Here is a 13,613-nt window from a genome sequence, read left to right on the forward strand (position 1 = left end):
GGGGTGGAATCGCAATCTGGTTTGGCTGCGACGACGCTGACCAATTGCACGCTCATCTCTGCGAGCGCGACGTGCGGATAGCTTTTCCGCCGAAGGACGGCCCGTTCGGACGTTATTTCGCCTTCGTCGATCCATTTGGCTATACAATAACGGCGCATACCGTCCCAACAAACCAATAGAAGGTGCGTCCACACAGACGATGTCACCCTGACCGTCGCACCGACCCGGTGATACGGACGCAAGTGGAAGTGGGCTTGAAAGCCGTAATCCCAGCGTCCGCCATCGCGTTCGCAATAGCTAAGTGCCCTATCAATGTGGTGAGACCGTGCTGTAGCTGCCAGCACTGATTGCCCGATGAAAGTTCTCTAAGGGCCGATAGCCTCAGAAGCGGAGATTTGCCTCGAGTTGAACAGGGACAGCAGACTATAAGCAGCTGGACTGAAGCCGACATCATGGACCACCTGTGGACAGCCCATGATCGATTAAGTCGCAAGCAAGTGCCTAGCGTTGGAAAGTCAGGTGAATGGTGCCACTCGGTGCCGTTTCCGTCTTGACCTCGAAGCCGGCTTCCAGGCCGCGCAGATCGTCCCACAGGCGTATTCCGCGCCCGAGCAAGATCGGAGCGATCGCCACGTGAAGGCGATCGACAAGGCCTGCCTTAAGGAAATCGCGAGCAACGGTAGCGCCACCGCCAACACGCACGTCTTTGCCGCCCGCCACACTGACTGCCCGCTGCAGCGCATCGGCAGGCGTGGTGCTGAGGAAATGGAAAATTGTCCCGCCGGCCATTTCCAGGGAGGGGCGTGGCTTATGGGTGAGAACGAAAACCGGACACCGGAACGGCGGCTCGTCGCCCCACCAGCCACGCCAGTTCGGATCCTCGGGAAAGTTGTGCAGACCGAACATGCCCGCGCCCATGATCTCGGCTCCGACATTTTCGAAGTACGACTTCGCGTAGTCGTCGTCGACGCCTGTAGTCCCAGCCCCGCTGGTATCCTTGAACACGCGCTCGCGGAACGTGCGGGTTGCTACATACGCGCCGACGAGACGCGACCAGTCCTCGCCGAACGGGACGTCCGGCGTCTGGTCCGTCGTTGTCGCGAAACCATCGAGCGAAATCATGAGATCGACACGAACTACCACTGTTGTTCTCCTTGCGAGCGGTTGCACCATCAGCCTCCATCTTTAGAGTCAGATACTAAGGCATCTGCCTTTGTATCGAGGGTCAAATACTAAGGCAAGTGCCTTATTATCCTTGACTGACCTTCTGTCGCGTTTTAATAGGCCACATGCCTTACCACTCGACGCCCCTCGACCTCGCCTTTCACGCTCTCAGCGATCCGACTCGCCGCGCGGTGGTGTCGCGCCTGGCTACCGGCGAAGTACCAGTCAGCGTCCTGGCCGAGCCTTTCGACATGGCGCTGCCATCCTTCGCCCAGCATCTCAAGGTGCTGGAAGATTGCGGGCTGATCGCTAGCGAAAAGCGCGGGCGCAGCCGCTGGTGCTGGCTGGTGCAGGCGCGTTTCGATGAGGCGGCGGACTGGATGGACGCGGAGCGCCGGCGCTGGACCGAGCGGTTGGATCGGCTGGAACTCTATTTGGACAACACACAAGAGGATGGCGAAGGCAATGGCAAACCCGTTTGATACATGGTCGCTCGATCGAGAGATCGTGCTGGTGAAAATTCTGAATCACCGGCGCGACAAGGTTTTTGCGGCTTGGATGGACCCTGGGGCTCTAGCCGAATGGTACGGTCCGGCCGGCCTGAAGATCGAGAGCTACGAGGCGGACATACGCGAGGGCGGACTCTGGCGGTTCGACATGGTTGGCGTGTTCGAGGGCCAAGAGCAGCGTTTCCCGAACCTCATGCGCTTTCTGGAGATCGTTCCTAACGAGCGGATCGTGATGGACTATGGCACGCCTGATCCCAACGACCCCGACCGTTTCCGCGCCACGGTGACCTTCGATGAGCAGGCCGACGGCAAGACCGTGCTGACCATGCGCCAGCTCCACCCCAGCGCAAAGCGGCGTCAGGTGGTTATCGGCTTCGGTGCCGTGGAATACGGGCTGCAGACGCTGGACGGCCTCGCCGCCTGGCTGGATGGATGAGGACATATTCCATTAGAAGCGCCCGTGTTGCCTTGCCGGTTTTGACGATGCCGAAGCCGGTAGGCGATACCGACGTTTAACGAATGCACATGTCCGATCGGGTGAGCGTTCGAACTCGGCCGTTCTCATTTCACCAATGCGCTCAAGCATGTCGAACGCTGCCCGGGTAGGCTGCGGGCCATCCAAATGGAAGCGCCAGATCGCCGAGGCTGACGGCTTCAGGTCTTGGCAGCTAAGGCCTGAATGGTCGGCTGATCGACCAGCCCGTCCACGAACCAGTTCGGGTAGACAGGAGAAAGCGCCGTGGCTTGGTCGAGTGCGGAAAGCTCTTCTGGAGCGAGATGAACGTCCGCAGCCTTGAGGTTGTCATTGAGCTGCGAAAGCTTGCTCGATCCGAGGAGGACGGAGGTTACTGCCTGTCTTCGACAGAAGCCAGGCGATCGCGACCTGAGCGACGCTCGCTGCGTGGCGATCTGCGATCATTCGCATGTCCTCGACGAGCTTAAATCCCAGTTCCTTGTTTGTCGGCAGGATGTCGAAACCGGAGAGGCGGTTGTCAGAATCCTGAAGGCTTTCGCGCGTGTATTTTCCGCTGAGGAATCCTGCGGCGAGGGGGCTCCAAACCGTCATCCCGAGACCGAAATGCTTCATCATCGGGATTATATCCCGCTCGACATCGCGGCCGAGAAGCGAGTAGTTCACCTGTCCATGCGTGAATTTCGCCCAGCCATTCGCCTTCTGAAGTTCCAGTGCGGAGGCTACCTTCCAAGCCGACCAGTTCGAGAAACCGAGATAGCGCACTTTTCCCGCGCGAACGATGTCGTCTAGCGCCTGAAGGGTCTCGTCGAGCTGGGTGAAGGGGTCTTCCTTGTGAACGACGTAGACATCGATCCAGTCGGTGCCCAGACGCTTCAGGCTTTGGTCAACGGACCACATGATATGGCGGCGGGAGAGACCCGCCTGAGTGATCGGGGCACCTGAACGGAAGCCTACTTTTGTCGTGATGACTGCTTCCGAGCGCCGGGCCTTCAGGGCAGCACCGAGAAGCTCCTCGGACTGGCCGCCAGCATAGGCGTCTGCGGTGTCGAAGAGGTTCACGCCCGCGTCTAGGGCCGCTCCGACGAGTTCGTCGGCATCGTTCGCGCCGACCTTGTAGACCGAAGCGATGTCTTTGTTGCCGCTGGAGAAAGTCATGGCGCCAAAAGCGAGCCGGGACACGACAAGGCCAGTTTGACCGAGATTTGCGTACTGCATTGTATCCACCTTCTCAATGTTCGAAGAGTAAGAAATCGCTTAAGTTAGGATTGTATTTTGATCACCCCGCAGTCTCTTCCAGAGGACCGCAAAACTGTTCTTCGACAAAATTCGATTGCGCCGGATTAAGGCTCACAATCGGGGACGAAACCAAAGCTGCCGCCGAGCGCGCTCATGGCACAAACGGATGCGCTATGCGACCAACTATAAGGACTGGCGGAAAAAAACAACGCGCTCAGCCTCCTCGAACCCGAGCGCCCTGTGAAACAAGTGACTTTCAATGTTATCGATGGAAGCATCAGATGCGAATTCCACACACCCAAGCGCTTTTCCTGCTGATCTGACCGCATCGAACAGTGCTCTTCCGATCCCCTGCCGTCGATAGGCTGGCTCGACGTAAATTCCTTCGAGGAAGAGGACCGGCGAGGACGAGCACCCGTTCACATAGTCATGACGAAGGCAAGCTTCGGCAAACCCAGCCAAAACACCATCGGGTAGTGGGGCGACAATCCCAAACATCTCGTCCGAATTTCGGGCTATCATTGTATCGAGTTCGTCCGCATGATAGCCGCTGGAGTGGCTGGGCCATAATGCCGCTCTCAGCCGAGACCACTCACGTAGATGGTCGGCGCAACCACGCACGGTTGCTACTGGAAGGCCCGGCTCTTTTCGCATTGAACTCCTCGCAGCTTGTTTTCGCTCACAATACGCGTGTGGGGAGCGATCTCAATGTCCTGTATTAGCGGTGTAAGGCAAGGACCGTCGAGCAGCGGCCCCAAACTGTAAGCTTGGCTTGAGTTACCGATTCGCGACTGCGGCAGCGGCCTTCCGGATAACGTCGATGACGACGTCCGCCGTCGTGATACGAAGGAAACAGCGCGAAGCCAATTCGGAGCCGGGACTTAGGTCCCAGAAGCCATGACCGGAAGGCGTACCGCCATGCGGTTATGACAGCTGCTGCCTTCCGCCCAACAGGGAACCTTGTCCTGTGAAGAGAGTTTCGATGGCCATGGAAAATCTCCTCCTTGCGGTGCTGTCCAGAACGCAAACTTCGACGCTGGTGCGATACTCGGTCACCATTGGCATCGTGGCTTCGGCGACGCTTCTGCGAGCGGCGCTCGACGCACCTCTGCAGAACTATCAGTTGCTTCTGTTCGTACCCGCCGTCTTCCTGGCCGCCTTGTTGTGCGACCGAGGCTCCGGTTATCTCGCCACCGTTTTGAGCGCCGTGATCGCCACATGGATTTTCATTGCTCCCAAGTGGAGCGTGGCTATCCGGGCTGATCAATGGCTCCCACTCTTCCTCTTCGTCGTGATCGGTTTCGGAATTACAGCAGTTACCGAGAGCCTCAGGCACGCCGTCACAAATCTGGCCCGGTTGGAGAAGGCGAGGGCCGTCCAGTTGGAAGAACTCGGCCACCGCACCAAGAACGATCTGGCCACTTTGGCCTCACTTCTACGCCTTCAGGCACGGGCACTGGAACAAGGTCCGGCCCGGGCCGCCCTGGACGATGCGGTTTCGCGGCTGAACGTCATCGCGCACGTGCACCGCCATCTTCAGGAAAGCCACAATGACGGCGCGGCGGTCGACATCGCCGACTACCTGGAAGAGCTGACCCAAGGGCTGGCCGATTTGCTGCGCGACGTGAGGCCAATCGCCCTCAGGGTTAGGAGCCCGCACCTACTCGTTCCCTCCAATGAGGCCTCGTCCATCGGCCTGATTGTCAACGAATTGGTGACGAACGCCTTTAAGTACGCCTTCCCGAACGACGATGGCGGGAGCGTGGAGATCACGCTGACCTCGGAAGGAGCGGACATCCTCCTCACCGTGGCAGACAACGGGGCAGGGTGCCCGCCCGACCTTGGCGACGGCATCGGATCGAAACTCGTCAAGCTGATGGCGGCGCAGTTCGATGGCGAGGTGATCAGGCATCCTTCGGAGAAGGGGTGCCGTATCGACGTCAGGCTGAGGTCGTCGCCCGGTGGCTGATATTGTGTGCTCACACGACTTCCATGTCCGAGGTTCGCGGCCGGCGGGTCGTTGCTAGCGATGCTCGTTCAAGACACTTGCAAATTCACCTTTATAAACTCGATCGTACGCGACCAGGCTAGCTTTGCTGCTCCGGCTGAATAGTGGGCGCCGTCGCTGTCGTCGTCAAAGCCGCGCTCCGTGTTCTCATAGGTGAATATCTCTGCCTTCAGCCCAGTCTTCCTTACCAGATCGACAAACGCCGGAATCTCGGGATCTACGAATTGGTCCTTACCGGCCAGGTTGAGCAGAAGGGGGGTCCTGAAAGCGCCAGCATCCGTGATCGACGGCGGGTGTCCATAGAAGATGACCGCTCCATCGAGATCGGTTCCGTTGGTGACGAGGTCATCTATCGCAGTCGCGCCCAGGCCAAAGCCGATCGCGCCAATCTTCCCGTTGCTAACGCCGTTGGATTTCAGCCAGCCCAAGGCCGACCGAGTATCGGCGAGCATATTCGACCTGCTCTCCATTTCCACCGTTTCGAGGGCGGGGCCGCGCTCAGTCGGAGTCCCTCCAAAACGCGATGCATAGTCAGGTGCCAAAGCAGCGAAACCATCGAGTGCCAAACGCCTGGTGACTTCCTCGAAGTGCGGCGTCAGACCCAACTTGTCGTGAAGCACCAGTACACCAGGATGAGGCGCGGTGTCGTCGGGGCGGGCAAGATAACAATCAAGTTGGCCCCAATCCGTATCAAGAGCTAGTCTTTCGGTGTGCAGTCGCCGGACGTCGCTGGGGATTTGGGCCGCTCTCGCAAATTCCTCGGCAACAAGGGAGGGCAGCGTTGCCATGGCTGCCATGCCGGCCACGTATTCCGCCGTCTTTACAAGAAACGTCCGGCGCTTCATGTGCGTCGATCTCCGCCCACGATATACTAGCGCAAACTTCCTAACGCAGTAACCACCGCGTGCGGCTTGCGATCGCTATAAATCGACCACCACGAGCGTCCGCCTATCCTATGAGTGGGCGCTGTGGTATTATATCGCGAAACACCGAGGTGAAGCCATGCGCCGGTTGCTTGTATCGGTTGCGTTGTTTTTCGCAGCGACAGTAACGGCTGCGGGCGACCCCTTATTCGACGCCGTCTCGGAAGGAAACGCCATGGCCGTTGAGCGGTCACTGGCGGCAGGGGCTAATGTCGACAGCCGAACGAGAGATCAGGCAACACCCCTTATCAATGCCGCGCTCGGCGACCAGCTCGCTATCGTGGACTTGCTGATCAGCAAGCACGCCGACGTCATGGCCCGGAACGCTGGCGGTTTCACCGCTCTTCATGCAGCTGCGTATTCGGGAAGCATACCGATCAGCAAGCTGCTCCTTGACCACGGAGCGGTTCTCGACGATGCGTCCAACAAAGCGGGGGTAACGCCGCTGATGATCGCGGGCGAAGAGAACCACGTCGCCCTTGCCGAGTTCCTGTTGGCCAAGGGGGCCGATGCAGAACACGCCGAGTCCCACGGTTACACACCAATCGCCAGGGCCATTTGGAAGGGCAACGTCGACATCGTCAGGCTCTATAAGCGGCATGGCGTCGCGTGTCCCCCGGTCAGCGTTTTACGGGTCGAGGAATTTTATAAGAAATGCATGGAAATCCATGATTGAAGAGGAGGCGAAGATGCACTCACGAAGCGTAACACAATGCCTTCGGTTTTTGGCAACCGTCGGCCTCGCTGCATGGGCTGTCGGGGAATCGCCGGCGGTGGCGGACGACTCGGTAAACACGGGCTACTTCGGCGGCGTTGCCATCATGGGTTACGACACGGTCGCCTACTTCACCGAAGGCAAAGCGACAAAAGGCTCGGATAAATTCACCTACGACTGGCTGGGCACACCGTGGCATTTCGCCAATTCAAAGCACCGCGAGATGTTCATGAGCGAGCCGCTGAAATACGCGCCTCAGTACGGCGGCTACTGCACGGGCGAGGTTAGCGACGGCTCAGTCACAGTCAACGTCGACCCTGAAGCCTTTAAGATCGTCGACGGCAAGCTTTACCTGATGTATGACAAGACGGACGCGGAGGGCTTTGCCGCCCATCCGGCGGATATTGTGGCAAAGGCCGATGCCAAATGGCCGAAGATCGCCGCCGATCTCGAGCGAGATCAGTATCACTGATACCGAGCGACAGCTAGTCAGAGGCCGAAAAGTAAAAGACCTTGGTCGAGTTCACGTAGGCGTAGCTCGTTCCGTCGGCGGGATTGGCGTGTCTATAGACCGGACCGCAGGAGGGCTGGCCGAAGGCGTTTTCGCTTTGCTCGCAAAGAAGGTTGCCTTTGACGGAAACCGTCTCGGTCATCATCTGGGTTGGCGAGCGGAATGCGGCCTTGCCGTCCATCTGGACCTGCATGATCGCTGGGCTTTTAGACGGCTCGGTATTTCCGCGAAGGACCTTGCCCATGACGGTGGAAGCGATTTCCCCGCCCATCAGCCGCGATTGCTCGTCTCCATGGAAGCCGAACGGCCACTCAGGCAGACCAGCATCGCGCAGCGCGTCCACGGTAAACGCAAGATCCTCACTTCTCAAATTGGCATTTGCGATCCGCCATCCGGCGAGGCACTCGCGGCCGCCCCGTAGCCGTGATAGTTCCTTAACAGTCGCACGGGCATCCTCGATCCGGCCAGCGCGGACATATGCCATGACGAGGGGAGTGATGAAGTCGCTGTTGTTCTCGGAGCTATCACGGGCGCGTTGGAAGCTATCGGTCGCCTTCTCGTAGTCATGCTGGAAAAAATACACCATTCCGGATGTGTATCTGTCGATGGCGGAGGGATTCGGATCGTACCTTAGAGCTGTCTCGACAGCAGCGGCGGCGTCGGCGTGCTTGCCCCAGACCAATTGAACATATGCGACCGCCATATGAGCCTCGGAATTTGCCGGTCCAAGGGCGACGGCCTTCTGCGCCGAGGCGATCGCCTGCTCGTATCGGCGGTCCACAGCCTGCATGATGGCGAGGACAGCATACGGCGACGGAAGCTCGGGATCGAGCGCTAGGGCGCGGCTTGCCTTGTCATAGGCCCTTTTGCGCGCCAGCGCGCTCTGAAGCACGTCGTCGTATGTCATCCGCCAAACGAAGGCGCTTGCGTGCGCATCGGCCGCGAACGCTTCCGCGAAGCTGCCGTCCAATATTTCCGCCTTGTCAAAAAGCGCCAGGGCCTCGAGCATCCGAGAACGGCGTCCGGTACGGGCCGCCTGCTCGGCACGCAGATAGTAGTCATAGGCTTCGAGATTTGCGGTCGGAGGACGCGAGATGCGTTCGCTCTCGCTACGGGTGAGCTTCAATCCGAGGGCATCGGCGATCTGCCGACCCATCTCGTCCTGCACCTGAAACACGTCTGCCGCGCCGCCGTCAAACCGATGCGCCCACAGATGGTTTCCGCTGGAGGTATCGATCAGTTGCGCGTTGACGCGGATCAAGTCGCCGCTCCGCTGCACGCTGCCCTCGACGACGAAGCGGACGCCAAGGTCATGCCGTATCTGCTTCAGGTCGTGGGACTTGCCTTTGTAGGGAAACACGGAATTCTGGGAGATGACGTCAAGGTTCGAAAGCGCTGCGAGATCGGTAATCAGATCGTCCGTGATGCCATCGGCGAAGTAGTCCTGAGTCTGGTCGTCGCTCAAATTGGCAAAGGGCAGCACTGCCAAAGATGGCCGTTGTGCTGAGGCGGTCCATTGCCAGACGAAAGCCGCAGCGACAGCGATGAATAGCGTTGCGAGTGCTGCGATTGCTGACAACTTCACGACCCGCGTTGGTCGAGGGGCGAGGATGACCGTGCCGGTCTTGGCCGGATCAAGCAGAACCCGATAGACGCGAACCGGGTCCGCTATGTTCCTTAACCGCTGCTCGCCTAGAGCCGCGAAGCCAACATCGACCTTATGCGCCACATGGTCGAACGCAGTGCCGGAAATGAGAATACCGCCAGGTTCTGCAATTCCCTGTAGACGGGCGGCTATGTTGACGCCATCGCCATAGATGTCGTCACCTTCGACAATGATGTCGCCAAGATTGACGCCGATGCGAAACCGAATGCGTTTGTCCTCCGAAACGCCGTGGTCGCGATCGGGCATTTTCCGCTGGATAACGGCCGCGCATTGGACCGCATCCACGACGCTCGGGAATTCGACGAGTGCCCCATCGCCCATCAGCTTAATGATACGCCCATGGTGTTTCTCGATCGTGGAATCGATCAGCTCGCGACGACAGGCCTTCAGCCGTTCCAACGTGGCGGACTCGTCCAACCCCATGAGACGGCTATAGCCGACCACGTCAGCGGAAAGTATTGCGGTGAGACGCCTTTCCATCCTCTGCCCGCCTTTTGATAGGGGGAGCGAGGGGATATTACCACGACGAGGGCAAACAGGCACACCAGAGCCGGTTGGTTACCTGTGTCCACATGAGCAATCGTGCGAGACGCGGCGTTGATAGCCATATCTCTAAAGGCCTCCTCACGGGCCGCACGGCGCAAAACCCTGGAAAAAGTGGTGGGCCCGGAGGGACTCGAACCCCCAACCAAGCGGTTATGAGCCGCCGGCTCTAACCATTGAGCTACAGGCCCTGCAGCAGCTCGGCTGCCGTGTCCGGCGCAATGGTTCACCGGAACGGGATCCGCTCTAACGCAATTCTTCAGCGCTCACAAGGGACTGCCGCAATAGCTTCACAATCAATCGGCAAGACGACGGTCGAGACTTCACAATCAGGGAGTGAAACACCGTGCTGCCGAACACCAGAACAATCGCCTTCAGCCTTCTGCTTGGCCTTCCGGCCGCGACTGCCATGGGACTGCCGGCGCTGGCCGCCGATTCGCAGCAGCGCGAGGCGGCAATTTCCGTCAGCGGCGAGGGGCAGGCAAGCGTCGCACCCGACATGGCGGTGCTTAACCTTTCCGTCGTGAAGCAGGCAAAGACGGCACGTGAGGCGCTCGATGAAAACAACAAGGCGATGAGCGACGTGCTTGCGGCCTTGAAAAAGGCCGGGATTGCAGAGCGTGATCTGCAGACTTCTGGTTTTTCGGTGCAGCCGCAATTTAACTTCCCGCAGTCCAACGATGGTCAACAGCAGCCGCCGCAGTTGGTCGGCTACCAAGTGTCCAACTCGCTGAGCGTACGCGTTCGCGACCTGTCCAAACTCGGAGCGATTCTCGACGAAGCTGTAACGCTCGGCGTCAACCAGGGCGGCGACATTCAGTTCACCAACGACAAGCCACAGGCCGCAATGGAAGAGGCGCGCAAGAATGCAGTTGCCGATGCGATCAAAAAGGCAAAGACGCTGGCTGCGGCTGCCGACGTCAAGATCGGGCGGGTGATCGAGATCAGCGAGACGTCGCCCCGTCCGCAGCCGGTACCGGTCCTTCGGGCCGCCATGATGAAGGAGGCGGCAGACTCAGCCGTGCCGATTCAGGGCGGTGAAACCAGCTACAATGTTACCGTCAACGTGACGTTTTCGATCGCGCAGTGATCGTAAGCTCGTGTGACCAGCGGTTAATTCGATAGTGAACGGCCATTGATATCCTTTTAATATCAATGGCCTAATCGTTCTTATCGAATGTGGTGGATTCCTGCGGGCGATAAAAAGCTTTATCACGCATATATTACACTATAACATTGATCGTGTTTTCGGCCCACAGGGGAATTCTGAGTTCTGTTTCCCACGTTGCTGCGGGTCGAAGAGGAGGAATGGCACTAGCCCTAAAGAGGAGACAGACATGACGAATGCCTTGCCGCCGCTTCACAATGGACACGCCCCGTTCACCCTTCAGGAACTCTTCCGCGAAGCACTCTATGCCTTCGAAGAGTGGGACACGGAACTTACGGAACCGATCGTCACCTTCGAGGGACGCGTTGTACCAATCAGCCAGGTCTTCGAAGCAATGCGTCACTGCGACGATATCGTTCCGATGAATATCGTCGGAGCCGTCACCGAAAGGCTTACCAAACCTTGGGAGGGTGAAGGACCGCTCGACCAGATGAGTTTTAAGACCGCCGCCCGCGTTATGGGTGTCCTCGTGCGCAAGCGCCTGCTTGCAAATGGCACGGCTGACATCGTCGCCGTTGCAGAACGCACCGCCGAGCACCACTCGGAGAATTGAGCTGGCGGATTGCGGTCATTGGCCGCAATCCCGCTTCCCGCGTGAAAAAAAGCTATAGTTCGAAGGCTTCCTTGAGACCGACACTCTTGCGTTCCCGCAGATCGAGATCGGCTTCGATATGTGCGATGTGGTGCAGCATCAACTGGCATGCCTCATCGAGATCATTCCGCTCGATCGCGGCGACGACGTCGCCGTGCTCGGAGTGACCGCAGCTCGAAATGGTCGATTGGCCATAGAGGGCGATCACCAGCGAAGAGCGGGCAACCAACTCATCCATGAAACGCTGCATGATGGCGTTGCCGGATATTGCGGCAAGCGTCAGGTGAAAATCGCCCGACGCCTTGATCTCGGCGCGTCGCGCCGTCTGGCCGCGCTCGCCCATGAGGCGGCCTTCCTCGAGCAGCAATTGCTTCAGGTGCTGGATCTGTGAAGGCGTAATTCTGGCTGCGGCCTCGCGCAAGATCCCCGGCTCGACGAGACGACGGGCGGCAAAGATCTGCCGCGCTTCCTCGGGCGAGGGGTAGGCGACGAACGCGCCGCGATTCTTCTCGACGTTGACCAGCCCCTCGTAGGAAAGAGCCTGCAAGGCGGCGCGAGCAAGCGTACGACTGACATTGAACAGATTGCCGACATCGCTCTCTGACAATTTCGTTCCAGGCGAAAGGCGTCGCTCCACGATCGCATCGCGGATCGCGTCGCGGATCTGTTGTGCGCCTGTATCGGCTGGTTCCTCTGCGGTCTGCAGGGCAGTTGCGGTGGGCTTCATAAAGTCGGATACCTTTTGACCGGGAAATGATATCTGCGTTTCGCGCAAAAGTTAAATAGATTTTGCGCGCAAAGTTCAGGCTAAATTGTATACGATAATCTGCACGAATTGCAGACGATAGCCTATTTTATGTGCATATTTTTGGGCCGCCTGATTTTTCACATCTGCCGCATCCTGGTGGCAAGTCCTTGATTTGCCGCTGCTTGATGCGCCGCAATAGGAACTGGCATGGCAGATGCATTGTCTTTCTCAAACAGGGGAAGACCAATGTCGAAAGCCGCAGAGATCGATATCGTATCCGTTTCCAAGGTGTATGGCGCCACGACGGCGGTCCATTCCATTAGCCTGAAGATTCCGGCTGGCTCGTACTGCTGCTTTCTCGGCCCTTCGGGCTGCGGGAAGACGTCGACGCTGCGCATGATTGCTGGGCACGAGAGCATTTCCTCAGGCGACATCCGGCTTGGCAATGCTGTCGTCACCGACCTTCCACCGGCAAAGCGCGGCACGGCGATGATGTTTCAATCATACGCGCTCTTCCCGCATCTCGACCTCGTCGAAAACGTCGCTTTCAGCCTGAAGATGAAGGGTGTCGAAAAGGAAGCGCGTCGCGTCAAGGCGCTGGAGATGTTGAAACTGATGCAAATGGACGCCTATGCGACGCGGCGGCCGGCGCAGCTTTCCGGTGGCCAGCAGCAGCGCGTGGCTTTGGCGCGCGCCCTTATTACCGATCCGGAAGCGCTGCTCCTCGACGAGCCTCTGTCGGCACTCGACCCGTTCTTGAAGATACGCATGCGTGCCGAGCTGAAGAAGCTTCAAAAGACGCTGGGCATCACCTTCGTCCATGTCACCCACAGCCAGGAAGAGGCGATGGCGCTCGCCGATATCATCGTCATTATGAATGACGGCAGGATCGAGCAGGCAGCAACGCCCCGCAAGGTGTTCGAGGAGCCAGCCACCGCCTTCGTCGCTCGCTTCATGGGAGATCACAACGTCCTGTCCGGCCGCGTCGTCGCCTCAAAAGACGGCGTTACCACGCTGGAGGTGCCGGAAGGCCAGACCTTCTCGGTGCGCGGCAACGGCAAGACGGTCGGCGAAGCTGTCGACATCGGCGTTCGCACGGACCGGGTCCGCCTAAATGTCGCAAGCGACAAGACGCTCGGCTTCAACGGCGTCGTCTCCAACATCGAATATCGCGGCGCCTCGGTGAAGATCACCGTTGCCGGCGCGGGCAGTGACGACTTCACGGTCATCGCGAATGACAACGATTACTTCGCCAAACCCGTATCGGTCGGCGATGCGGTGTCTCTGAGTTGGGCCCTGGAGGACGCGGTCCTCCTTGGCCGTGCATGAACCTCACCACCAAAAAAAGGGGAACT

15 protein-coding genes and 1 tRNA gene are annotated in these 13,613 nt (G+C 58.8%); 9 read left to right on the forward strand and 7 right to left on the reverse strand.

Translation table 11 applies throughout. The features are described 5' to 3' along the window. Nucleotides 1-44 precede the first annotated feature (44 nt). Nucleotides 45-179 (forward strand): VOC family protein, encoded by a 135-nt coding sequence (locus BN77_RS34865; RefSeq protein WP_425280240.1) that lies wholly within the window; start codon nucleotides 45-47, stop codon nucleotides 177-179. A 322-nt stretch (nucleotides 180-501) separates the two neighbouring features. Here BN77_RS34865 and BN77_RS18350 read toward each other — a convergent pair whose 3' ends face one another. After that, the gene (locus tag BN77_RS18350; protein ID WP_007534628.1) at nucleotides 502-1,143 is read right to left on the reverse strand and encodes a dihydrofolate reductase family protein; all 642 of its coding nucleotides are present in this window, start codon (nucleotides 1,141-1,143) and stop codon (nucleotides 502-504) included. 146 nt (nucleotides 1,144-1,289) lie between these two features. On the opposite strand from BN77_RS18350, the gene BN77_RS18355 reads away from it, so the two are divergent. Next, on the forward strand, nucleotides 1,290-1,646 hold the full coding sequence (locus BN77_RS18355; protein WP_007534629.1) for an ArsR/SmtB family transcription factor: 357 nt from the start codon (nucleotides 1,290-1,292) through the stop codon (nucleotides 1,644-1,646). Further along, nucleotides 1,630-2,109: an SRPBCC family protein gene (locus BN77_RS18360; RefSeq protein ID WP_007534630.1), complete on the forward strand. Its 480-nt coding sequence runs from the start codon at nucleotides 1,630-1,632 to the stop codon at nucleotides 2,107-2,109. The genes BN77_RS18355 and BN77_RS18360 overlap by 17 nt, the downstream gene beginning before the upstream one ends. A gap of 366 nt (nucleotides 2,110-2,475) precedes the next feature. Here the strand turns inward: BN77_RS18360 and BN77_RS18365 are convergent, their stop codons facing one another. Both BN77_RS18365 and aac(6') read right to left on the reverse strand, forming a co-directional pair. Beyond that, a complete protein-coding gene (locus tag BN77_RS18365; RefSeq protein WP_007534631.1) occupies nucleotides 2,476-3,363 on the reverse strand; it encodes an aldo/keto reductase in 888 nt (295 codons plus the stop codon). Between the two features lie 204 nt (nucleotides 3,364-3,567). Continuing rightward, nucleotides 3,568-4,038 (reverse strand): aminoglycoside 6'-N-acetyltransferase, encoded by a 471-nt coding sequence (aac(6'), locus tag BN77_RS18370; RefSeq protein WP_007534633.1) that lies wholly within the window; start codon nucleotides 4,036-4,038, stop codon nucleotides 3,568-3,570. Between the two features lie 328 nt (nucleotides 4,039-4,366). Between aac(6') and BN77_RS18375 the strand changes: the two genes are divergently transcribed. Further along, the gene (locus tag BN77_RS18375) at nucleotides 4,367-5,353 is read left to right on the forward strand and encodes a sensor histidine kinase (RefSeq protein ID WP_007534635.1); all 987 of its coding nucleotides are present in this window, start codon (nucleotides 4,367-4,369) and stop codon (nucleotides 5,351-5,353) included. Between the two features lie 68 nt (nucleotides 5,354-5,421). Here BN77_RS18375 and BN77_RS18380 read toward each other — a convergent pair whose 3' ends face one another. Continuing rightward, the gene (locus tag BN77_RS18380) at nucleotides 5,422-6,237 is read right to left on the reverse strand and encodes a dienelactone hydrolase family protein (protein WP_007534637.1); all 816 of its coding nucleotides are present in this window, start codon (nucleotides 6,235-6,237) and stop codon (nucleotides 5,422-5,424) included. A 157-nt stretch (nucleotides 6,238-6,394) separates the two neighbouring features. Here BN77_RS18380 and BN77_RS18385 point away from each other — a divergent pair, with 157 nt between their 5' ends. Both BN77_RS18385 and BN77_RS18390 read left to right on the forward strand, forming a co-directional pair. After that, entirely contained in the window at nucleotides 6,395-6,991 is a 597-nt protein-coding gene (locus BN77_RS18385; protein ID WP_007534638.1) for an ankyrin repeat domain-containing protein, read from the forward strand. A gap of 13 nt (nucleotides 6,992-7,004) precedes the next feature. Further along, nucleotides 7,005-7,502, forward strand: coding sequence for a YHS domain-containing (seleno)protein (locus tag BN77_RS18390; protein ID WP_051177200.1), 498 nt, complete (start codon nucleotides 7,005-7,007; stop codon nucleotides 7,500-7,502). A gap of 13 nt (nucleotides 7,503-7,515) precedes the next feature. Here BN77_RS18390 and BN77_RS18395 read toward each other — a convergent pair whose 3' ends face one another. Both BN77_RS18395 and BN77_RS18400 read right to left on the reverse strand, forming a co-directional pair. After that, on the reverse strand, nucleotides 7,516-9,687 hold the full coding sequence (locus tag BN77_RS18395) for an adenylate/guanylate cyclase domain-containing protein (protein WP_007534641.1): 2,172 nt from the start codon (nucleotides 9,685-9,687) through the stop codon (nucleotides 7,516-7,518). A gap of 178 nt (nucleotides 9,688-9,865) precedes the next feature. Then, nucleotides 9,866-9,941, reverse strand: a tRNA-Ile gene (locus BN77_RS18400). Between the two features lie 155 nt (nucleotides 9,942-10,096). Between BN77_RS18400 and BN77_RS18405 the strand changes: the two genes are divergently transcribed. Further along, the gene (locus BN77_RS18405) at nucleotides 10,097-10,840 is read left to right on the forward strand and encodes an SIMPL domain-containing protein (protein ID WP_007534642.1); all 744 of its coding nucleotides are present in this window, start codon (nucleotides 10,097-10,099) and stop codon (nucleotides 10,838-10,840) included. A 247-nt stretch (nucleotides 10,841-11,087) separates the two neighbouring features. After that, nucleotides 11,088-11,471 (forward strand): BRA0787 family protein, encoded by a 384-nt coding sequence (locus BN77_RS18410; RefSeq protein WP_007534643.1) that lies wholly within the window; start codon nucleotides 11,088-11,090, stop codon nucleotides 11,469-11,471. 52 nt (nucleotides 11,472-11,523) lie between these two features. Here the strand turns inward: BN77_RS18410 and BN77_RS18415 are convergent, their stop codons facing one another. Beyond that, nucleotides 11,524-12,237: a GntR family transcriptional regulator gene (locus tag BN77_RS18415; protein WP_007534644.1), complete on the reverse strand. Its 714-nt coding sequence runs from the start codon at nucleotides 12,235-12,237 to the stop codon at nucleotides 11,524-11,526. 267 nt (nucleotides 12,238-12,504) lie between these two features. Here BN77_RS18415 and BN77_RS18420 point away from each other — a divergent pair, with 267 nt between their 5' ends. Then, nucleotides 12,505-13,587 (forward strand): ABC transporter ATP-binding protein, encoded by a 1,083-nt coding sequence (locus BN77_RS18420; protein ID WP_007534645.1) that lies wholly within the window; start codon nucleotides 12,505-12,507, stop codon nucleotides 13,585-13,587. The last annotated feature ends 26 nt before the right edge of the window (nucleotides 13,588-13,613 follow it).

This window comes from Rhizobium mesoamericanum STM3625 (assembly GCF_000312665.1).
In the GTDB taxonomy this organism is placed as follows: Bacteria; Pseudomonadota; Alphaproteobacteria; order Rhizobiales; family Rhizobiaceae; genus Rhizobium; species Rhizobium mesoamericanum.

What these genes read in the sequence shown, in the direction of transcription:
- BN77_RS18355 (WP_007534629.1), top strand. Translation starts at nt 1,290, where the DNA reads ATGCCTTACCACTCGACGCCCCTCGACCTCGCCTTTCACGCTCTCAGC.
- BN77_RS18360 (WP_007534630.1), top strand. Translation starts at nt 1,630, where the DNA reads ATGGCAAACCCGTTTGATACATGGTCGCTCGATCGAGAGATCGTGCTG.
- BN77_RS18365 (WP_007534631.1), bottom strand. Translation starts at nt 3,363, where the DNA reads ATGCAGTACGCAAATCTCGGTCAAACTGGCCTTGTCGTGTCCCGGCTC.
- BN77_RS18375 (WP_007534635.1), top strand. Translation starts at nt 4,367, where the DNA reads ATGGCCATGGAAAATCTCCTCCTTGCGGTGCTGTCCAGAACGCAAACT.
- BN77_RS18380 (WP_007534637.1), bottom strand. Translation starts at nt 6,237, where the DNA reads ATGAAGCGCCGGACGTTTCTTGTAAAGACGGCGGAATACGTGGCCGGC.
- BN77_RS18385 (WP_007534638.1), top strand. Translation starts at nt 6,395, where the DNA reads ATGCGCCGGTTGCTTGTATCGGTTGCGTTGTTTTTCGCAGCGACAGTA.
- BN77_RS18390 (WP_051177200.1), top strand. Translation starts at nt 7,005, where the DNA reads ATGCACTCACGAAGCGTAACACAATGCCTTCGGTTTTTGGCAACCGTC.
- BN77_RS18395 (WP_007534641.1), bottom strand. Translation starts at nt 9,687, where the DNA reads ATGGAAAGGCGTCTCACCGCAATACTTTCCGCTGACGTGGTCGGCTAT.
- BN77_RS18410 (WP_007534643.1), top strand. Translation starts at nt 11,088, where the DNA reads ATGACGAATGCCTTGCCGCCGCTTCACAATGGACACGCCCCGTTCACC.
- BN77_RS18415 (WP_007534644.1), bottom strand. Translation starts at nt 12,237, where the DNA reads ATGAAGCCCACCGCAACTGCCCTGCAGACCGCAGAGGAACCAGCCGAT.
- BN77_RS18420 (WP_007534645.1), top strand. Translation starts at nt 12,505, where the DNA reads ATGTCGAAAGCCGCAGAGATCGATATCGTATCCGTTTCCAAGGTGTAT.